Raw genomic sequence first — 20,094 nt, 5'->3', positions numbered from 1 at the left:
TGCTCCTTCAACGCTCGGTTGGTGCCGGTGAACCTAGACCCGTCGATCCTGGCTGGTCAAGGGAGGTCTACGCGCGTGGCACCGAGCGCGGGTTCCGTCAACTCGTTTCCCTTGAGTTAACCCGCAGTTCAGAGGCCGTTGCGCCGGGCGGCCCGGATGGGGCCGGCCGGGCGCCCGCCCGTCAGCGTCGGCCGTCGTCGGGGAGCGCCGCCGCCAGGATTCGCGCCGCGACCGCCGGGGAGTCCACCAGCGGGTGCAGCGCGAGCGCCCGCAGCGCGGCCCGGCGCGAACCGGTGGCCGCCGCCTCGATCGCCGCCCGCTCCACGGCCTTCAGCTCCAGCATCAGCCCCGCCTGGTGCTCGTCCGGTGCCGCCACCGGCAGCGGCCTCGCCCCGAACGCCCCGACCTCGCACGGCACTTCGACCACGGCCTCCGGGTCGAGGAACGGCACCGCCCCGCCGCCCGGCACATTGAGGATCAGCGTCGTCCGCTCGTCCCGCGCGATGGCCCGCATCAGCGCGAGCGCCACCCGGTCGTAACCGCCGCCGTCCAGATCGTGCGGGTCGCGCTCCCAACCGCCGGACGCGGCACGGCTGTCCGCCATGTACGTCTCCTCGCGCTCCCGCCGGGTCCGCTCCCACAACTCCTGCGCCCGGCCCGGCTGTTCATCGGCCGCGACGAAGAACGCGCCCTGCTGCCGGTCCAGGAACTCACCGCGCGTGGCGTCCGCGGCGCGCACCGCGGCCAGCGACTCGCGCCGGAAGTAGTAGTAGTGCAGATACTCGTTGGGCAGCGAGCCCAGCGCGCCCAGCCACTCGGGGCCGAAGAGCCGGCCCTCCTCGAAGGTGCCGAGCGCCGCCGGGTCGGCCAGCAGACCCGGCAGCAGGTCCGTACCGTCGACCGTCAACTTCCGCAGCCAGCCGAGGTGGTTGAGGCCCACGTAGTCGTAGCCGAAGCCCGGTCCGTCCGGGTCCGCGCCCGCCGCCCGCGCCGCCCGCCGCACCAGCCCCACCGGCGAGTCGCAGATCCCGATCACCCGCGGGCCCAGCACCCGGCTCATCGCCTCGGTCACCATCCCGGCCGGATTCGTGAAGTTGATGACCCACGCGTCCGGCGCCACCGCCTTGACCCGTTCCGCCACCGCCGTCGCGACCGGCAGCGTCCGCAGCCCGTACAGCACCCCGCCCGCGCCGACCGTCTCCTGGCCCAGCACGCCCTCGGCCAGCGGCACCCGCTCGTCCGAGACGCGGCCCGCGGTACCGCCGACGCGGATCGCCGAGAAGACGAACCGCGCTCCGCGCAGGGCGTCGTCCAGGTCCGTCGTCGCCCGCACCGGCGGGCCGCCCGGCATCGCCGCCAGCACCGCCGTGATCACCCGCAGCCGCCGCGGGTCCGTGTCGTACAGCACGACGTCACTGACCGTGGGATCGTCGAGCAGGGCTCGGTACACGAGGGGCACGCGGAAGCCGCCGCCTCCCAGAATCGTCAGGCGCATGCGCGGTGACCTTCCGTCCTGCCTGGCTGATGTCGTCCCCCGGATCTTCCCCCGGCGGGGGCTCGCCGCGCCCACCGGCCCCGCGGTGCGTCAACCGACATCAGGTGGCGGTACGTGCAGCCCCGGGCGCGGACGCCGTGGCACAGTGACGGGATGGACGACATGCCCGTTCTCGACCCCCTCGGCACGCTCCGCGCGGCGGGCGACCCGGCGACCGACGTCTACCTGACCGGCACCGTGTTCCTGGACATCATCTTCACGGGACTGGACAGCGCGCCCGTACGCGGCACCGAGTCGTGGGCGCGGGGGATGGGTTCGAGCCCCGGCGGGATCGCGAACATGGCGACGGCGCTGGCGAGGCTCGGGCTGCGGACGACGCTGGCGGCGGCGTTCGGGGACGACGTGTACGGCGACTACTGCTGGGACAGCCTGTCGTCGGGCGAGGGCATCGACCTGGCGCCGTCGCGGCGCATCCCCGGCTGGCACTCGCCCGTGACGGTGTCGATGGCGTACGAGGGCGAGCGGACGATGGTCAGCCACGGGCACGAGGCGCCGCCCGCGCAGGAGTCGGTTCCCGCCTGCCCGCCGCCCGCGCGGGCGGCGGTGGCGTCGCTCGGGCACCACGGCAGGGCGGGCGACCAGGAGCGGGACCAGGAGTGGATCGGGGCCGCCGCCGCCTCGGGGACGAAGGTCTTCGCGGACGTCGGCTGGGACGAGACCGGCCGCTGGGACCCGGCAGACCTGGATGGGCTACGGCACTGCGCCGCGTTTCTGCCGAACGCCGAGGAGGCCATGCGGTACACCCGGACGGCCTGCCCGCGCGAGGCCGCCAGGGCCCTGGCCGAACGGGTGCCGCTCGCGGTGGTGACCCTCGGCTCCGAGGGCGCCTTCGCCGTGGACTCCGGCAGCGGAGAGACGGCCGAGGTGCCCGCCCTGATCGTGGAGGCCCTGGACCCCACGGGCGCGGGCGACGTCTTCGTCGCCGGATTCGTGACCGGCACGCTCGCCGCCTGGCCGCTGGCCGACCGGCTGGCCTTCGCGTCGCTGTGCGCGGCGCTGTCCGTGCAGGAGTTCGGCGGCTCGCTGTCCGCGCCCGGCTGGGCCGAGATCGCCGCCTGGTGGCAGCAGACGAAGGCGCGGGCGCGGGCCGCCGCGGACCCGGGCCCCTGCGACCCCGCTTCCCCGCTCGGCCGCTACGCCTTCCTCGACGCCCTGCTGCCCACCGACCCCCGGCCCTGGCCGCTGCGCCGCGCGGTCCCCACCGTCGGCTTCCGCCCCGCCTGAGCCCCGGCCCGCGAGCCGCTCCCCGCACCCCCGCCCGGACCCTCGCCCGCGCCCCTGCCCACGCGGCTCCCCGCGTGGCTCCCCGTGCCCCTTCCGCCGCGGGCACACCGCCAAATCCCCTCGGCGGGCGCGGCGCGGCGTCGTACGCTTGGAACCCCCAGGCCCCTCCGGGCCTGCCGATCAGCAGAAAGCGGGATGAGCAGGCCCTAGCGCCGGCCCATGACTCAGACACCGACCAAGCAGCAGCCGCAGCCGCCGCAGCAGGCGCGCGCCCACTTCGTCGTACCGGCCAAGCACCCCATGGTGACCGTCCTGGGATCGGGAGACGCTCTCCTCCGCGTGATCGAGCAGGCGTTCCCGGCCGTCGACATCCACGTCCGAGGCAACGAGATCAGCGCCGTCGGCGAAGCCCCCGAGGTGGCCCTGGTCCAGCGGCTCTTCGACGAGATGATGCTGGTGCTGCGCACCGGCCAGCCGATGACCGAGGACGGGGTGGAACGCTCCATCGCCATGCTCAGGGCCAACGGCACGGCGGTCGACCCGGACGCGGAGACGCCCGCCCAGGTCCTCACGCAGAACATCCTGTCCAGCCGCGGCCGCACGATCCGCCCCAAGACGCTCAACCAGAAGCGGTACGTGGACGCGATCGACACCCACACCATCGTCTTCGGCATCGGCCCCGCGGGCACCGGCAAGACCTACCTGGCCATGGCCAAGGCCGTCCAGGCCCTCCAGTCCAAGCAGGTCAGCCGGATCATCCTCACCCGCCCCGCGGTCGAGGCCGGCGAACGCCTCGGCTTCCTGCCCGGCACCCTCTACGAGAAGATCGACCCGTACCTGCGCCCGCTCTACGACGCCCTGCACGACATGCTCGACGCCGACTCCATCCCCCGCCTGATGGCGGCGGGCACGATCGAGGTCGCCCCGCTGGCATACATGCGCGGCAGGGCGCAGCCGGTCTTCACGAAGGTGCTGACACCGGACGGTTGGCGTCCGATCGGCGACCTCCAGGTCGGTGACCTCGTCGTCGGATCCGACGGCGAACCGACCCCGGTTCTCGGTGTCTATCCGCAGGGCGAGAAGGACATCTACCGTGTCACGGCCCAGGACGGGGCTTCGACACTGGCCTGCGGGGACCACTTGTGGACGGTCAGGACGGCTTCGGACAAGCGCCGCGACAAGCCGTGGCGCGTCCTGGAGACCAAGGAGATGATCGGCAGCCTCCGCGCGGCCCACGCCCGCCGGTATGAGCTTCCGTTGCTCACGGCGCCGGTGTGCTTCCCGGAGCGCGACGTCCCGATGGACCCGTACGCCCTCGGTCTCCTGCTCGGAGACGGGTGCCTCACCGGCTCCACCACACCGTCGTTCGCCACCGCCGACCCGGAACTCGTCACCGCTCTGGAAGCGGCGTTGCCCGGCGTGACCGTCCGGCACAAGGGCGGGCCTGACTACACGCTCAACCGTGTCAGGACAACCGGCGATGTCATCACCACCGTGAACCCGGTGACCGCGGCGCTGCGCACCCTTGACCTCCTCGGCAACACGTCGGGCTCGAAGTTCGTGCCGGACAGTTATCTCAACAACTCCGCCGAGATCCGGCTGGCCCTGCTCCAGGGTCTGCTGGACTCCGACGGAGGGCCGGTCACTCAGTCGGATCGCACCTGCCGTATCCAGTACACGACGACATCGATCCTGCTCAGGGACGATGTCATCGCGCTGGTCCAGTCGCTCGGCGGAGTCGCGTACACCCGTCGACGTGCGGCCGAGGGCCGGAAGCCCGGAAGGGCCGGGGGACGGGACATCCAGCACCGCCGGGACGCCCACATCATCGACATCCGGCTCCCCGAGGGCATCGAGCCCTTTCGGCTGGCCCGCAAGCGCGACACGTATGACGCGGCCGGCGGGGGTGGCCGCCCCATGCGGTTCATCGACAGCATCGAGCCCGCGGGCCGTGAGGAAGCGGTGTGCATCCAGGTGGCGGCGGCCGACTCGCTCTACGTCACCGAGGACTATCTGCTGACGCACAACACGCTCAATGACGCGTTCATCATCCTCGACGAGGCGCAGAACACCAGCGCCGAGCAGATGAAGATGTTCCTCACCCGGCTCGGCTTCGACTCGAAGATCGTCATCACCGGTGACGTGACGCAGGTCGACCTGCCGAACGGGACGAAGAGCGGGCTGCGGCAGATCCAGGACATCCTCACCGATATCGAGGACATCCACTTCTCCCGGCTGACGAGCACGGACGTGGTGCGCCATAAGCTGGTCGGACGCATCGTGGACGCCTACGAGCGCTACGACGACAGCATCGCCGGCGCGACCGGTGCCAACGGAAAGTAACCACTTCACCATCATGGCGATCGACGTCAACAACGAGTCCGGCTGGGAGATCGACGAGCGGGCGGTCCTGGACGCCGCCCGCTACGCCCTTCAGCGCATGCGAATCCACCCGCTCTCCGAACTGTCGGTGATCGTGGTGGACGCCGACGCCATGGAGCAGCTCCACATGCAGTGGATGGACCTGCCGGGGCCGACGGATGTCATGTCCTTCCCGATGGACGAGCTGCGTCCGGGGAAAGAGGACGAGGAGCCGTCGCAGGGGCTGCTCGGCGACATCGTGCTCTGCCCCGAGGTCGCCAAGAAGCAGGCGGAGGAGGCGCCGACGAAGCACTCCATGGACGAGGAGCTGCAACTGCTCACCGTCCACGGCGTCCTCCACCTGCTGGGCTACGACCACGAGGAAGCCGACGAGAAGGCCGAGATGTTCGGTCTGCAGAAGGCCATTCTGGACGGCTGGCGCGACGAGCAAGGGGCCGAGGGCCCGTCGCCCGCGCCCACCACCCACTGACGCCGACGGTGACTTCCGCATGATCGTCTCCGCTGTTGTCCTGGTCGTCGTCGCCTGGCTCGCCGCCTGCGCCGAGACGGCCATCGCCCGCGTGTCCCGCTTCCGCGCCGAGGACGCGCTGCGTTCCGGCCGCAAGGGCGCCGCCAATCTGCTGGCCGTGGCCTCCGACCCGACCCGCTACCTCAATGTCGCCCTGCTGCTGCGGGTCGGCTGCGAGACGGCCGCGGCCGTCCTGATCACCGTCGTGTGCGACCGGCACTTCGACAGCACCTGGGAAGTCCTCGCCGTCGCGATCGGCGTCATGGTGCTCGTGTCGTACGTGGCCGTCGGCGTCTCGCCGCGCACCATCGGCCGCCAGCACCCGATGAACACCGCGACCGCCGCCTCGTACGTCCTGCTGCCGCTGGCCCGCGTCATGGGCCCGGTGCCGGGGCTGCTGATCCTGCTGGGCAACGCGGTGACGCCCGGCAAGGGCTTCAAGCGCGGCCCGTTCGCGAGCGAGGCCGAGCTGCGCGCGATGGTGGACCTCGCGGAGTCCGAGTCGCTGATCGAGGACGAGGAGCGCCGCATGGTGCACTCGGTCTTCGAACTGGGCGACACCATCGTCCGCGAGGTGATGGTGCCGCGGCCCGAACTGGTCATGATCGAACGGTTCAAGACGATCCGTCAGGCCATGACGCTGGCGCTGCGCAGCGGCTTCTCCCGTATCCCGGTGACCGGGGAGAGCGAGGACGACGTCGTCGGCTTCGTCTACCTCAAGGACCTGGCGCGCCGGGTGCACATCAACCGGGAGTCGGAGTCCGAGCCGGTCTCGACGCTGATCAGGCCCGCGTCCTTCGTGCCCGACACCAAGAACGCCGGGGACCTGCTGCGCGAGATGCAGCAGGAGCGCAACCACGTGGCCGTGGTGATCGACGAGTACGGCGGGACCGCCGGGATCGTCACCATCGAGGACATCCTGGAGGAGATCGTCGGCGAGATCACCGACGAGTACGACCGCGAGACGCCCCCGGTCGAGGAGTTGGGCGAGGGCTCGTACCGCGTCACGGCCCGCCTGGACATCGGCGACCTCGGTGACCTGTACGGGGTGGAACTCGACGACGACGACGTGGAGACGGTGGGCGGGCTGCTCGCCAAGTCCCTCGGCCGGGTCCCGATCCCCGGTGCCACCACGGTGGTGCCGCTGCCGGAGGACGGGTCGGGCGACCGCGGTACGGCCGCGCTGCGGCTGACGGCCGAGGCGCCCGCGGGCCGCCGCAACCGTATCCACACCGTCCGGGTCGACCCGGTCGCGGAGGTCCCGGCCTCCTGAGACCCCCGGCCTCCTGAGACCCCCGAGCCCCTGAAACCCCCGGCCTCCTGAAACCCCCGGGCCCTGAGACCCCCGGGCTTCTGAGGACGGTCGGCCCGTCAGGGGCGGGCGCGCTCGGCGAGGAAGCGGCGGGCGTGGGCGAGGAACGCCTTGGCGGCGGGGGACGCGCCCGCGTGCTCCCGCCAGGCCAGCGCCAGCCGGGAGCGGACCGCGGGCCGGGTCAGCGGCAGGACGCGCAGGCCGGGACGTGAGGCGGCGAGACCGGCCGGCAGGAGCGCGACGCCGAGGCCGCGCTCCGCGAGGGCGGCGAGGACTTCAGGGTTGCCCGCCTCGAAGGCGATCCGGGGCGTGAAGCCCGCCGCCGCGCACGCGGTGTCGACGGCGGCCCGCAGCCCGGTGCCGGTGGGCAGGACGATCAGGGGCCGCCCGTCGAGCGCCTTGACGGGCATGGCCCGGCGCCCGGCCAGCGGGTCGCCGGGCGCGACGGCCGCCACCAGCGCGTCGTCGATGACCGTCTGCGTCCCGATGCCCTCGGGCGGTTCCCCGGCGATCCCGGCGAAGGCCAGGTCGTAGCGCCCGTCGCGCAGCCCGGCCAGCAGCCGGTCCGAGGTGTCCTCGCCGAGCGTGATCTCCACGCCCGGATACGCGTCGTGGAAACCGGCGAGCATCCCCGGCACGTCCATGTCGGCGCCCAGCGAGGTGACGGTGCCGATCGCGACCCGGCCGCGTACCAGCCCGGTCAGCTCCTGCGCCGCCAGCCGCGCCCCGGCGACGGCGTCGAGCGCGGCCCGCGCGTACGGCAGCACCGCGCGCCCGGCCTCGGTGAGCCGCACGGTACGGCCCGAGCGGTCGAACAGCGGCTGCCCCAGCTCCCGTTCGAGCTGTCTGACCTGCGCGCTGATCCCCGGCTGCGCCACGTGCAAGGCGGTCGCCGCCCGGGTGAATCCCGCCTCGTCGGCCACCGTCACGAAGTATTCGAGCTGCCGCAGTTCCATAACCGGACATGCTAGCTCGCAGAAGATCCAGATCTTGGACTTATGGACGGGGGCCGTCGAGAATGGACAGCGGGGGAACCGAGGAGCACACGAGGGAGCGCCACACCATGACCGAGAACCGCGCTTACGCCGCCCACCCGGAGGACATCGCCCGGCTGTTCGTGGAGCGGGTCAACTCCGGTGACCTGGAAGGGATTCTGGAGCTCTTCGAACCGGACGCCGTGGTCGCCTTCCCGATCGACCGCCCGTCGCGGGGCACGGCGGCGCTGCGCGAGCTGTACGCGGGGCTGCTCGCCGCCAAGCCGGTCTTCGAGGTCGAGGAGCCGCTGCCCACCTTGATCAGCGGTGACCTCGCGCTGACCTCCACCCGCCCGAAGGACGGCACGGGTGGCCGGGTCCAGGTCGCCCGCCGCCAGCCGGACGGCCGCTGGCTGCGCGTCCTGGACCGCCCGGAGAGCTGAGCCCTGGCCGCTCAGACCCCGGCGGTACGGCCGCGGCCGAGCCCCACCGCGACCATGACCGCCACCGCGAGCAGCACGGCCGCGTCCACCGCCAGCGCCAGGTGGATACCGGACAGCAGGTGCGCCCGGCTGGACGCCAGCGCGGAGAGCAGCGGGATGCCGACCGTCAGACCGATCTGCTGACTGCTCGTCACCAGTCCGGTGGCCAGGCCCTGTTCGTGGTCCGGCAGCCCGGACGTCGCGGTGATCCCGTACGAGACGATCACCCACAGGTGGCCGACGCACGCCAGCGTGACCCCGGCCATCGCCAGCCACGTGCCGGAGGAGCCGGGGCCGAGCAGGACCAGCACGGCGGTCAGCGCGCCCTGCACGACCAGACCGGCCAGCAGCGTGCCGCGGGTGCCGATCCGGCCGATCACCCGCGCCGCGGTCATCCCCGTGACGGCCGCGGCCACGCCCTGGACACCGAAGACCAGGCCGGTGCGGAACGCCGACAGGCCGCGGATCTCCTGGAGGTAGAGGGTGAGCAGGAAGACCACCGTGCTCATCATCGAGAAGGTGGCGAGCCCGGCCAGATTGCCCCAGGCCACCGTGCGTCGGCGCAGCATCGGCAGCGACACCAGCGGCTCGGCGGCCCGCGACTCCACCGCCACGAAGGCGGCCAGCAGCGCGACGCCCAGCACCAGGGCGGCGATCACGTCGGCGCCGCCGAAGCCGCGCTGCGCGGCCGTGGACAGCGCGTAGATCACCGCGAGCAGCCCGCCGGTCACGGTGACCGCGCCGGGTACGTCGATCCGCGGGCGGCGCGGGTGCCGCGACTCGGTGAGCAGCGCGGGCGCGGCGGCCAGGACGAGGACGCCCGCGGCGGCCAGCAGCGCCATCGTGGACCGCCAGCCGAAGGCGTCGGTGAGCGTGCCGCCCATCACCATGCCGATGGTGAAGCCCAGCGACAGCAGCGTGCCGCTGATCCCCAACGCCCGCTCCCGCAGCGGCCCTTCGGGGAAGGTCGTGGTCAGCAGCGACATGCCGGTCGGCACCACGGCCGCCGCCCCCAGGCCCTGCACGGCCCGCGCGGCCAGGAAGGCCGCCGGGTTCCAGGCGAGGGTGGCCAGCAGCGAGGCGGCGGCGAAGACCGCGAGACCGGTCAGGAACAGCCGGCGCCGCCCGTACAGGTCGGCGATCCGGCCGAAGAGCAGCAGGAATCCGCCGGACGGCAGCGCGAAGGCGGTCACCGCCCACTGGAGATTGGCCCTGCTCATACCGAGGTCGGAGCCGAGGACGGGCAGCGACACGTTCAGGATGGAGAAGTCCAGGGAGATCATGAACTGGGCGGCGCAGAGCACGAGGAGCACCAGTTTGGCGCGGATGCCGAGGTGTTGGGGAGCCGGGGCGCGCAGGGCGCCCGTCGTGCCCGAGGCGGGGCCCGAGGCGGGGCCCGTGCCGGGGCCCGAGGCGGACGTGCTCGAAGGGGACGCGGTGGTGTCGGTTGCCATGCGACCACCTTCCGGCGATCCCCGGGCCGGTGGGGAGCCGCCCTTTATGCTGGTGGCCGGACCACCAGCCAGGCCGCAGGCCGAGGGGGAGCGAGTGGAACAGACCGTGTCCGCGCCGTTGTCGTCGAAGCCGCACCGCCGCCGGGAACTGCGGGACTTCCTGATGGCCCGCAGGGCCCGGATCTCGCCCGCGCAGGCCGGACTCCCGGACGGCGGCGCCCGGCGCCGCACACCGGGGCTGCGCCGCGAGGAGGTCGCCGTGCTGGCCGGGGTCGGCGCGTCCTGGTACCAGTGGCTCGAACAGGGACGCGACATCACCGTCTCCCCGCAGGTCCTCGACGCGGTCGCGCGCGTGCTGCGCCTGACCGGTCCGGAGCGGCGCCATCTGTACGTGCTCGCCGGGCTCAATCCGCCGCTGCCGGAAGCGGTGCCCGACGCCGACTTCTGCGAGGGGCTCTACCGGCTGATCGAGTCCTGGTCGCCGTTCCCCGCGCACATCATGGACGCCTACTGGAACATCCTGGCGTTCAACGAGCCGGCCCGGCAGACCTTCGCCTTCACCGCGCGCGACACCAACTGCCTGGTCAGCTTCTTCACCGACCCCGTCTACCGGGGCCGCGCCGACCGGCACGCGACGCTGGCGGCGACCATCGTCGCCCAGTACCGCGCCGCCGCCTCGGAGTACCCGGACGACGAGGGCTTCCACCGGATCGTCTCCGAACTGGCGGCGGTCAGCACGGAATTCGCCGAGCTGTGGGCGCTCGGCGACGTCCAGCCCAGCGGCCAGCTCATTAAGGAGCTGAGCCACCCGCTCGTGGGCGACCTCCACTTCGAGAGCACCCAACTGCGCATCCCGGCCCGCCCCGACCTCACCATCGTGATGCACAATCCGCTGCCGGACACCGACACCGCCGCCAAGCTCCAGTGGCTGGCGTCACCGGAGCAGCGGCGCGGGTCGTTCCGCTCGGTGGACGAGCGGGCGAGCTGACCGCGGGGGCCTGAGGATTTCCGGGCCCGCGGGTCCCCCGGACGGGTCCGGATCGCCGGGGTCTCGGGCACTCGGGACCTCAGGCACTCAGGCTCTCGGGCACCCGGGCTCTCGGGACCTCGGGCTCTCGGGACCTCAGGCACTCATGCTCTCGGGACCTCAGGTGCCGAAGGTGCCGATCATCGAGACCAGGTTGGCGCTGGCCGCCTGGATCGACGTGGCCAGGCTCGTGTCCGCCAGATAGAACCCGAAGGCACCGCAGACGAGAGCGTGGGTCGCCTTCATCGAGCCCTTCCGCTTCAGGAAGAAGGCCGCGACGGCGAGGACGATGACGAAGGGCAGGTGCAGAAGCATCGAATCACCTCAGACGAGGAGGACTGCACGACCCACGCTAAGCGCGGTTCGCTTTCCGCGCATCTTCGGCCACCCAGGGTGACGACACCGGGGGCCACCTCCGCGAAGGCGCGTGCGGGGCGGCGGATAAGGTCGGCGCATGAGCGATGCGACCGTGGACCCGGAAGACCGGAAACTCATCACGTTGGCCCGGTCGGTCCGTGCCCGTAACGGCGCGCCGGAAGGCGCGGCGGTACGGGACGAGATGGGCCGGACCTATGTGGCGGGCCCCGTGGCGCTGGCGTCGCTGAATCTCAGCGCGCTCCAGACGGCGGTGGCGATGGCGGTGGCGAGCGGGGCGACCTCGCTGGAGGCGGCCGTCGTGGTCACGGCGGAGACCGCCGCCGCGGACCGGGACCGCGCCGTCGTCGGGGACCTGGGCGGCCCGGCCACGCCGGTGATCCTCGCGGCCCCGGACGGTACGGTCCGGAGCACGGTCACCGCGGGCTAGGGGTCGAAGGGGCCGTTCGTGATCCGCCGGACAGGCCCTGGGGCCTGTCCGGCGCGGCGGGAGGCACCCTAGAGCGCGTCGGGTCCGCGCTCCCCGGTCCTGACCCGTACGGCCGTCTCGACCGGCACCGCCCACACCTTGCCGTCACCGATCTTGCCGGTGCGGGCCGCGGCCACGAGCGTCTCGATGACGGCCTCGACGTCGGCGTCCTCGACCAGCACCTCCACCCGGGCCTTGGGGACGAGGTCGACCCGGTACTCGGCGCCGCGGTAGACCTCGGTGTGGCCGCGCTGGCGCCCGTAGCCGCTGGCCTCGGTGACGGTGAGGCCGTGCACGCCCATCTCCTGGAGTGCGGTCTTCACGTCGTCCAGTTTGAACGGCTTGATGACCGCGGTGACCAGCTTCATCCGAGGGTGCTCCTGTCCGGGACGTGAGCAGCGGCCTTGTGCGCGGGGAGCGACGTGCCGTGCGTCAGTACGCCGTGATCGTAGGCGGTCTCGGCGTGCACGGTCAGGTCGAGGCCGGTCCGTTCCTCCTCCTCGCTCGCCCGGAAGCCCATCAGCCGGTCGATCGCCCGCCCGATGCCGTACGTCACGGCGAAGGCGTACGCCCCGACCGCCGCGACCGCGACCGCCTGTCTGCCGAGCTGGCCGAGGCCGCCGCCGTACAACAGGCCCTCGGGGCCGCCGGTCATGGTGGCGGTGGCGAGCAGGCCGATGAGCAGGGTGCCGACCACGCCGCCGACGAGGTGGACGCCGACCACGTCGAGCGAGTCGTCCACGCCCCAGCGGAACTTCCAGCTCACGGCGTACGAGCAGAGCACCCCGGCGCAGAGCCCGACGACCAGCGCGCCCACCATGTCGACGCTGCCGCAGGACGGGGTGATGGCGACGAGACCGGCGACCGCGCCGGACGCGGCGCCCAGGGTGGTGGCGTGCCCGTCCCTGCGCTTCTCGACCAGCAGCCAGCCGAGCAGCCCGGCGCAGCCCGCCGCCTGGGTGTTGACGAAGGCGGCGGCGGCCAGGCCGTTGGCGCCGAGCGCGGACCCGGCGTTGAAGCCGAACCAGCCGAACCAGAGCAGGCCCGCGCCGAGCAGCACCAGCGGCAGATTGTGCGGGCGCATCGAGTCCTTGCGGAAGCCGAGCCGGGGCCCGAGCACGATCGCCAGCGCGAGCCCGGAGGAGCCCGAGCACACCTCCACGACGGTCCCGCCCGCGAAGTCCAGCGCGCCCAGTTCGCCGACGATCCACCCGCCGGTGCCGAACACCCAGTGCGCGACGGGTACGTATACGGCCAGCGTCCACACCAGGACGAACACCACCCACGCGCCGAACCGCGCGCGGTCCGCGACGGCGCCGCTGATCAGCGCGGCGGTGACGATCGCGAAGGTGAGCTGGAAGGCGGCGAAGAGCAGGGTCGGCACATGGCCGGTGACGGTCGTCGGGGTGATGCCGTGCATCCCGAGGTGGTCCAGGCCGCCGATCAGGCCGAGGCCGCCGGCGTCGGGGCCGAAGGCGAGGGTGTAACCGGCGGTCAGCCAGACCACGGTGACCAGCGCGATCGACACGAAGCTCATCATGAACATGTTGAGGACGCTCTTGCTGCGGACCATGCCGCCGTAGAAGAGCGCGAGGCCGGGGGTCATCAGCAGGACCAGCGCGGTGGCGGCCAGCAGCCAGGCGGTGTCGCCCGCGTCGACCGCGGGTTGACCGGCGGACAGGAGCAGCACGGGGGAGTCCCTTCCATGGACGGCTGGGGAAGAGCGTCACGGGCGCGTATTTCCGGTTGTGGGCATACGTGTTTCCGCCGTGTTTCGTGTTGCGCGAGGGTTTCCGGCAGATCACCGTGCCGTCACCCGCGGGCCGCCGGAGAAGGGCCCCGGCGGGTGCCGTACGGGCGGGGGCGGGCTCAGGCACCCCCGTCTTCGGGGAGAATGGGCGCATGAGCGCTCGTACCCAGCCCGCAGACACCCCGCACCGGTCCGGTTTCGCCTGTTTCGTCGGCCGCCCCAACGCCGGGAAGTCCACCCTCACGAACGCTCTGGTCGGCCAGAAGGTGGCGATCACCTCCAACCGGCCGCAGACCACCCGGCACACCGTGCGCGGCATCGTGCACCGGCCGGACGCCCAACTCGTGCTGGTCGACACCCCGGGGCTGCACAAGCCGCGCACGCTGCTCGGCGAGCGGCTCAACGACGTGGTGCGCACCACCTGGTCGGAGGTCGACGTGATCGGCTTCTGCCTGCCCGCCGACCAGAAGCTCGGCCCCGGCGACACCTTCATCGCGCGCGAGCTGGCCGGGATCAAGAAGACGCCGAAGGTCGCCATCGTCACCAAGACCGACCTGGTCGACGGACAGACGCTGCGCGAGCAGCTGCTCGCCGTGGACAAGCTCGGCCGCGACATCGGCATCGAGTGGGCCGAGATCGTGCCGGTCTCCGCGACCGGCGGCGACCAGGTCGAGCTGCTGGCCGACCTGCTGGTGCCGCTGCTGCCGGAGGGCCCGCTGCTCTACCCCGAGGGCGACCTCACCGACGAGCCCGAGCAGGTCATGGTCGCCGAGCTGATCCGCGAGGCCGCGCTCGAAGGCGTACGCGACGAACTGCCGCACTCCATCGCCGTCGTCGTCGAGGAGATGCTGCCGCGCGAGGGCCGCCCAGAGAACCGGCCGCTGCTCGACATCCACGCCAACCTCTACATCGAGCGGCCCAGCCAGAAGGGCATCATCATCGGCCCCAAGGGCGCCCGCCTGAAGGAGGTCGGCATGAAGTCCCGCACCCAGATCGAGGCCCTGCTGGGCACCCCGGTCTTCCTCGACCTCCACGTGAAGGTCGCCAAGGACTGGCAGCGCGACCCGAAGCAGCTCCGCAAGCTCGGCTTCTGACCCGCGGCCGGCTCGCGGTTCGCCGACCGTGGGCCGCCCGCGGCGGGTCAGGTGCGGTCGGCGTCCGCCAGGCGGGTCCTGGCGCTGGGGGCGGGCAGGGGGCTCGCGCCCTTGATCGTGCGGTGCAGGGGCGAGGTCTCGGTACGCCGGATGCCGGGCAGCTCGGCGACGGGCCCGGTCAGATAGCGGTAGAGCGCGCTGGCGTCCTGGCAGTTCACGGAGGCGTAGACGTTGGCCGTGCCGGTGGTCGCCGCCGCGAAGGCGATCTCGTGGTGGGCGGCGAGCGCCGCCCCCACCTCGGCCAGACGGGCGGGCTCGACCTCCAGCCACAGCCCCGTCCTCAGCGCGGGCTGGAGCGCGCGCCGGTCGAAGTCCAGGTCGTAGTAGAGGACCCCGGCCGCCCGCAGCTCCGACATGCGCCGCCGTACCGTCGTCTGCGACCAGCCGGTGACCTCGGCCAGTTCGGCGGCGGGCGTCCGGCCGTCCACCGCGAGCGCGTCGAGCAGCGGCTGGTCGTCGGAGGCCAGCGGATACGGCGCCGTGCTCTCCGGGGCCGGGGCCTGCGCGTCCGCCACGACCAGCGCCCGCGCCTCGTCCGCGCTCAGCCAGCCCGCCTTGGTCACCGGGCTCAGATCCTGCCCGAAGAAGACGTGCAGCATCGCCTGCGCGGTCACCTGCACCACGCGCGGTGTGCGCGGCAGCTTCTGGAGCAGCAGCGAGTCGTCCCCCTGGGGGAGCGCGGCCTGCACCAGGCAGAAGATCTCGGTGCCGCCCGAGATGAGGCTGACCCAGCGGGTGTCGGTACGCCGGGCCAGCGCCTCGCTGACCGAGGCCGCCGCGTCCGGGGTGCACCGCACCCGTACGAACCACGGCGTCACACCGATCCGGTGCGGGTCGGTCAGGCCCACCACCCGCAGCAGTCCGCTGGAGCGGAGGCGGCCGTAGCGGCGGGCCACGGTCTGGTCGGAGACGCCGAGCACCTCGCCGATCCGGCGGAACGGCGCCCGGCCGTCGATCTGGAGGGCGTGCACGACCCGGTGGTCCAGCTCGTCGAGTCCCTCCAGCATGTCCCATGTCGTGTCGGATTCCATCGGGCAAGGCTAGGGGATGTCGGATTCCGCCGCCAAGGCATCGCTGACTGTGGCGCGGACCGGGCGTCACGGATCGTGGGAACCGCTGCACCCCACGATCCGCACGATCCGCCGGACTCGCGGACCCCTTGAGGTCCGTCAGGCCCGCGAGGTCCGCTCCCGAACGGAGTTCCACCCATGCGCAAATGGCTGCCCCTCGTGGCGATCTGCCTGGGCGCCTTCATCCTGCTGGTCGACGTCACCATCGTGAACGTCGCCCTGCCGAGCATGGCGTCCGACCTCGACGCGTCCTTCACCTCCTTGCAGTGGGTGATGGACATCTACGCGCTCGCCCTCGCCGCCCTGCTGATGGTGGCGGGCTCGCTCGCCGACCTCTTCGGACACCGGCGGATCTACGCGGCCGGGCTCGTCGTCTTCGCCCTCGCCTCGCTGGCGGCGGCCCTGTCGCCGAACACCGCCGCGCTGATCACCGCGCGGGCCGTGCAGGGCGTGGGCGGCGCCGCGATGTTCGCCACCTCGGCCGCGCTGGTGTCCGCGACCTACCACGGCCGCGACCGCGGCACCGCCTTCGGCGTCTGGGGCGCGGTCAACGGCGCCGCCGCCGCTGCCGGGCCCATCCTCGGCGGCCTGCTCACCCAGGGCTTCGGCTGGCAGGCGATCTTCCTGGTCAACCTGCCGATCGCGGTCGTCGCCGTCGCGCTCACGCTGAAGGTGCTGCCCGCCGGGCGGCGCGGCGCCGGACGCCTGGACCTGCCGGGCGCCGCCGCCTTCACCCTCGCGGCGGCCTCGCTCACGTACGCGCTGATCCGCGGCGGCGAGCACGGCTGGACCGAGTCGCTGACCCTGACCGCCTTCGCGGTCGCCGCCCTGGCCGTCGTCGGCTTCGTCGTCGCCGAGGCCAGGTCCGCGCACCCCATGCTCGACCTGGCGCTGCTGCGCCGCGCCAGCTTCTCCGGCCTGCTCGGCGGCGCCCTGCTCTACCAGGCGGCGGCCTTCAGCGGCCTGGTCTACCTCTCACTGTGGCTCCAGAACGTCCTCGGCCTCAGCCCGATCCGCGGCGGTCTGGCCCTGATGCCGCTGGCCGGGGCGTCCTTCCTGGCAGCGGCCGTCGCGGGCCGGCACATGCACCGCGTCGCGCCCCGGCTGCCGATCGCCGGCGGTCTCGTCCTGATCGCGGCGGGCTGCGCGGCGCTGTGGCTGTCCGTGCACGCCTCGTCCGGGCAGTCCGCCCTCTTCGCGGGCCTGGCGATCGTCGGTGTGGGCGCGGGGCTGGCCACCCCCGTTCTGGTCTCGGCCGCCGTGGAGGCCGTGCCCCCGCAGCGCGCGGGCATGGCGGGCGCCGCCGTCAACACCTTCCGCCAGCTCGGAATGACGCTCGGCATCGCGGTATTCGGCGCCGTCTTCACCTCGCGGCTGCGCGACACGACCGCGGGCGGCGGCTCGCTGCGGGCCGGATACGCCTCGGGCCTGGACCGCATTTCCCTTTACGCGGCGGTCGCCGCGCTGGCCGGAGCCGTGCTCGTCCTGGCCACGCTCCGCCCCGCCGCTGCCGCCTCTGCTCCCGCTCCGGCCGCCGACGGTGACGCCTCGGCCGAGGCTGAGGGAAAGCCCCAGGTCAGCGCGGTGGAGGAGGTCGCCACCGGCCTGAAATGACGGCCGACGACCGCTTCACCCGATTCACCCGCTTTTGAGTGACCGGCGCCACATATGACGGACACACAAAGTGCCCCCTCTTTCACGCACCGCGACAGAGGGGGCACCCCTTTGTGATCCCCTCGATAGGACGCAGGTCACATACGAAGCCGCTTAGTACACCGCGCCTCCCGTATTGACGGGAAAACGCCTCCTCCCGACCCCGTCTACGAATGCAATCCGTAGACGGGGTCTTTGACCTCTGAATTGCCCGCCTCTAACAATTCACTGGTCCGCTACGGAGGAAGAGGTAATTCCCGAATGCAGCTCCCCACGATCCCGAAGAAGCTCCCTACGTTCACCGCGTTCAACCGGATGCCGAAGAAGCACAAGATCACGGCCGCCGGCGCTGTCGCCGCTGCCGCGGTCGTGCTGACCGTTACCGGTCTGGAAGCGACCGCAGGTGCCGGTTCGGCGACCGCGGCGAGCAACCCGGCCGGGTTCTCGGTCTCCACCGGTACGCAGGTCAAGGACCTGAACGCGCAGACCGGCCTCGCGTCGCAGAAGTCCATCAGGGACGCCGCGCAGAAGAAGACCGACCAGGCCAACGCGGCGAAGAAGGCCGAGGCCGCCAAGCAGGCCGACGCCGCGAAGAAGAAGGCGGACGCCGAGGCCGCCAAGAAGAAGGCCGCGGCCGACGCCGCCGACCGCGCGAAGCAGAAGTCCGCCGCGAACCGCTCGACCAAGCGCGCTCCCGTCGCCGCGCCGAAGAAGGCCGCCGCCGCCACGCCCGTCAAGGCCGCCGCCAAGTCCTACTCGAACAACCTCGACGGCTGGATCAAGCAGTCGCTGGACATCCTGCACTCCAAGGGAATTCCCGCCAGCTACAACGGGATTCACAAGAACATCATCCGCGAGTCCAGCGGTAACCCGAAGGCCATCAACAACTGGGACATCAATGCCCGGAACGGCATTCCCTCCAAGGGCCTGCTCCAGGTGATCGACCCGACCTTCAAGACCTACCACGTGTCCGGTACTTCGTGGGACATCTACGACCCGGTCGCCAACATCACCGCCGCCTGCAACTACGCGGCCGACCGCTACGGCTCGATGGACAACGTGAATTCCGCGTACTGATCGCGCACTTCACCACCCACCGCACCCCGGAAGGGCGGCGAGGCCCCACGGCCCCGCCGCCCTTCCGGCGTCAGCGGCGCCCGCCGGTCCGGCCGGCCAGGTGCCTAGACGCCCGTGAGAAGCAGCGGGTCGGTCACCGGGATTCCAGGTCTTCGGACGGGGGCGGCCTACGCGCCCTCGCCCAGGACCGCCTCGATCAGTTCGCGTTGGGCGGGGGTCAGGTGGGGGTCGGCGCAGTGGGCGGTGCGGCCGTCGGCGGTGATGGCGTAGGTGAAGCCGTCGGGGACCGGGGGGCCCGAGGGCGGCGGAGCGGCCAGGACGGCCTCGGCCAGGGAGGTGAGGCGGCCCGCGTCGGGGCGGCCCGCCGTGTCGAGGGCGGCGCGGCGGGGGATGCCCGCGAAGCCGCCGGAGCGGACCACCTCGATACGCATGGGCTGTGTCACGCCTCCTGCGGCTGGCCGGGCTGCTGGCGGGGGACCTCGGCCGCGGGGGCGGCGGCCGGAGCGACGCCCACCCGGGACCAGGACGAGAGCACCGCCTGGTGCTGCTCGCCTTCACCGTAGCGGGCCTTGGCCGCCGCGGCGGTGGCCGCGGCGAAGTCCGCGAACTGGGCGTGCGGCGACAGCGAGCCGCCGGTGAGGGTGTCGTACCAGATCTGCCCGGCCTGCTCCCAGGCGTTGCCGCCCAGCTCGGCCGCCAGGAGGTAGAAGGCGTGGTTGGGGATGCCCGAGTTGATGTGCACGCCGCCGTTGTCGCGCGAGGTGGTGACGTAGCCGTCCATCGTGCCGGGCTGCGGGTCCTTGCCGAGCCGCGGGTCGTCGTAGGCGGTGCCGGGCTCCTTCATCGAGCGCAGCGCGTGGCCGTCGACGCCCGGTGCGAGCAGCCCGGCGCCGATCAGCCAGTCGGCCTGCTCCGCGCTCTGCCCGAGCGTGAACTGCTTGATGAGGCTGCCGAAGACATCGGAGACGGACTCGTTGAGCGCGCCGGACTGCCCGAAATAGTCCAGGTTGGCGCTGTACTGGGTGACGCCGTGCGTCAACTCGTGGCCGATCACGTCCAGCGGAAGGGTGAAGTCCAGGAAGATCTCGCCGTCGCCGTCCCCGAAGACCATCTGCTGGCCGTTCCAGAAGGCGTTGTTGTAGCCCTGGAGGTAGTGGACGCTGGCCACCAGCGGCAGGCCCGCGTCGTCGATCGAGTGACGCCCGTACGCCTTCAGATACGTCTCGAAGGTCGCGCCGAGCGCGTCGTACGCCCGGTTGACGCTCGCGTCCTTGGACGGCTTGGCGCCCTCGGCGCGCACCTTGCGCCCCGGCAGCGTGTCCTGGTGCTTGGCGTCGTGAACGGTCCGTCGCGGCTGGTCGGAGGCGGCGGCCCCGGTGACGGCGGTGGCGCCGATCACCGTGGTCAGGCGGCGCCTGGTGCGTTGCAGCGCGTCCTGCTCCAGGGTGCGGCGGGCGGGTCCCGAGACCCCGGAGTCCTCGGAACGGGACAGCTTGTCGAGCACGTGCGGCGGCACGATCGTGCAGAAGACGGCGTTGGGCGCATGCGTGGCAGTCATGGCGGCAATGTGGCACGCGTCACAGTCGCTGTCACGGGTTGCGACGATGATTGACGAAAAGGAGCGAAGG

19 protein-coding genes are annotated in these 20,094 nt (G+C 72.3%); 10 read left to right on the top strand and 9 right to left on the bottom strand.

Going from position 1 to position 20,094, the window contains the following annotated elements; genetic code table 11:
• Window positions 1-181: 181 nt before the first annotated feature.
• Window positions 182-1,495, bottom strand: coding sequence for a 6-phospho-beta-glucosidase (locus tag ACFZAM_RS19340; RefSeq protein WP_391047498.1), 1,314 nt, complete (start codon window positions 1,493-1,495; stop codon window positions 182-184).
• Window positions 1,496-1,648: 153 nt separating this feature from the next.
• On the opposite strand from ACFZAM_RS19340, the gene ACFZAM_RS19335 reads away from it, so the two are divergent.
• The 4 genes from ACFZAM_RS19335 (at window position 1,649) to ACFZAM_RS19320 (ending at window position 6,942) form a co-directional block, all read left to right on the top strand.
• Window positions 1,649-2,779, top strand: a complete 1,131-nt coding sequence (locus tag ACFZAM_RS19335; RefSeq protein ID WP_391047496.1) for a PfkB family carbohydrate kinase — start codon at window positions 1,649-1,651, stop codon at window positions 2,777-2,779.
• A gap of 219 nt (window positions 2,780-2,998) precedes the next feature.
• Entirely contained in the window at window positions 2,999-5,122 is a 2,124-nt protein-coding gene (locus tag ACFZAM_RS19330; protein WP_391047494.1) for a PhoH family protein, read from the top strand.
• Window positions 5,123-5,135: 13 nt separating this feature from the next.
• Window positions 5,136-5,630, top strand: coding sequence for an rRNA maturation RNase YbeY (gene ybeY / locus ACFZAM_RS19325; RefSeq protein WP_355344834.1), 495 nt, complete (start codon window positions 5,136-5,138; stop codon window positions 5,628-5,630).
• A gap of 19 nt (window positions 5,631-5,649) precedes the next feature.
• Window positions 5,650-6,942 (top strand): CNNM domain-containing protein, encoded by a 1,293-nt coding sequence (locus ACFZAM_RS19320; RefSeq protein ID WP_391047492.1) that lies wholly within the window; start codon window positions 5,650-5,652, stop codon window positions 6,940-6,942.
• Between the two features lie 98 nt (window positions 6,943-7,040).
• Here the strand turns inward: ACFZAM_RS19320 and ACFZAM_RS19315 are convergent, their stop codons facing one another.
• On the bottom strand, window positions 7,041-7,937 hold the full coding sequence (locus ACFZAM_RS19315) for a LysR substrate-binding domain-containing protein (protein WP_391047489.1): 897 nt from the start codon (window positions 7,935-7,937) through the stop codon (window positions 7,041-7,043).
• 107 nt (window positions 7,938-8,044) lie between these two features.
• On the opposite strand from ACFZAM_RS19315, the gene ACFZAM_RS19310 reads away from it, so the two are divergent.
• Window positions 8,045-8,398 (top strand): nuclear transport factor 2 family protein, encoded by a 354-nt coding sequence (locus ACFZAM_RS19310; protein ID WP_391047486.1) that lies wholly within the window; start codon window positions 8,045-8,047, stop codon window positions 8,396-8,398.
• 11 nt (window positions 8,399-8,409) lie between these two features.
• Here ACFZAM_RS19310 and ACFZAM_RS19305 read toward each other — a convergent pair whose 3' ends face one another.
• Window positions 8,410-9,891, bottom strand: a complete 1,482-nt coding sequence (locus tag ACFZAM_RS19305; RefSeq protein WP_391047484.1) for an MFS transporter — start codon at window positions 9,889-9,891, stop codon at window positions 8,410-8,412.
• 163 nt (window positions 9,892-10,054) lie between these two features.
• On the opposite strand from ACFZAM_RS19305, the gene ACFZAM_RS19300 reads away from it, so the two are divergent.
• Window positions 10,055-10,879 (top strand): helix-turn-helix domain-containing protein, encoded by an 825-nt coding sequence (locus ACFZAM_RS19300; RefSeq protein ID WP_391047661.1) that lies wholly within the window; start codon window positions 10,055-10,057, stop codon window positions 10,877-10,879.
• A gap of 159 nt (window positions 10,880-11,038) precedes the next feature.
• Here ACFZAM_RS19300 and ACFZAM_RS19295 read toward each other — a convergent pair whose 3' ends face one another.
• Window positions 11,039-11,233 (bottom strand): hypothetical protein, encoded by a 195-nt coding sequence (locus ACFZAM_RS19295; protein ID WP_355344517.1) that lies wholly within the window; start codon window positions 11,231-11,233, stop codon window positions 11,039-11,041.
• Between the two features lie 139 nt (window positions 11,234-11,372).
• Here ACFZAM_RS19295 and ACFZAM_RS19290 point away from each other — a divergent pair, with 139 nt between their 5' ends.
• Window positions 11,373-11,723: a cytidine deaminase gene (locus ACFZAM_RS19290; protein WP_355344520.1), complete on the top strand. Its 351-nt coding sequence runs from the start codon at window positions 11,373-11,375 to the stop codon at window positions 11,721-11,723.
• A gap of 68 nt (window positions 11,724-11,791) precedes the next feature.
• Here the strand turns inward: ACFZAM_RS19290 and ACFZAM_RS19285 are convergent, their stop codons facing one another.
• Complete coding sequence (locus tag ACFZAM_RS19285) at window positions 11,792-12,130, bottom strand: P-II family nitrogen regulator (protein WP_355344523.1); 339 nt, start codon at window positions 12,128-12,130, stop codon at window positions 11,792-11,794.
• Window positions 12,127-13,452, bottom strand: coding sequence for an ammonium transporter (locus ACFZAM_RS19280; protein ID WP_391047480.1), 1,326 nt, complete (start codon window positions 13,450-13,452; stop codon window positions 12,127-12,129). The genes ACFZAM_RS19285 and ACFZAM_RS19280 overlap by 4 nt, the downstream gene beginning before the upstream one ends.
• A 212-nt stretch (window positions 13,453-13,664) precedes the next feature.
• Between ACFZAM_RS19280 and era the strand changes: the two genes are divergently transcribed.
• Window positions 13,665-14,606, top strand: a complete 942-nt coding sequence (gene era, locus ACFZAM_RS19275; RefSeq protein ID WP_355344525.1) for a GTPase Era — start codon at window positions 13,665-13,667, stop codon at window positions 14,604-14,606.
• Window positions 14,607-14,653: 47 nt separating this feature from the next.
• On the opposite strand, the gene ACFZAM_RS19270 is transcribed toward era, so the two are convergent.
• The gene (locus tag ACFZAM_RS19270; RefSeq protein WP_391047478.1) at window positions 14,654-15,697 is read right to left on the bottom strand and encodes an AsnC family transcriptional regulator; all 1,044 of its coding nucleotides are present in this window, start codon (window positions 15,695-15,697) and stop codon (window positions 14,654-14,656) included.
• A 177-nt stretch (window positions 15,698-15,874) separates the two neighbouring features.
• Between ACFZAM_RS19270 and ACFZAM_RS19265 the strand changes: the two genes are divergently transcribed.
• Together ACFZAM_RS19265 and ACFZAM_RS19260 are read left to right on the top strand one after the other, a co-directional pair.
• A complete protein-coding gene (locus tag ACFZAM_RS19265; protein WP_391047476.1) occupies window positions 15,875-17,350 on the top strand; it encodes a DHA2 family efflux MFS transporter permease subunit in 1,476 nt (491 codons plus the stop codon).
• A 300-nt stretch (window positions 17,351-17,650) separates the two neighbouring features.
• Window positions 17,651-18,466, top strand: a complete 816-nt coding sequence (locus tag ACFZAM_RS19260; protein ID WP_355344534.1) for a transglycosylase SLT domain-containing protein — start codon at window positions 17,651-17,653, stop codon at window positions 18,464-18,466.
• 167 nt (window positions 18,467-18,633) lie between these two features.
• Here the strand turns inward: ACFZAM_RS19260 and ACFZAM_RS19255 are convergent, their stop codons facing one another.
• Entirely contained in the window at window positions 18,634-18,897 is a 264-nt protein-coding gene (locus ACFZAM_RS19255; RefSeq protein ID WP_391047658.1) for a protealysin inhibitor emfourin, read from the bottom strand.
• Between the two features lie 8 nt (window positions 18,898-18,905).
• On the bottom strand, window positions 18,906-20,024 hold the full coding sequence (locus tag ACFZAM_RS19250) for a M4 family metallopeptidase (RefSeq protein ID WP_391047474.1): 1,119 nt from the start codon (window positions 20,022-20,024) through the stop codon (window positions 18,906-18,908).
• Window positions 20,025-20,094: the final 70 nt, after the last annotated feature.

The organism is Streptomyces sp. NPDC008079, assembly GCF_042957385.1.
Lineage (GTDB): Bacteria > Actinomycetota > Actinomycetes > Streptomycetales > Streptomycetaceae > Actinacidiphila.
Note: the sequence above shows the minus strand (reverse complement) of the source record. Positions and strands in the feature narration are given on the sequence as shown.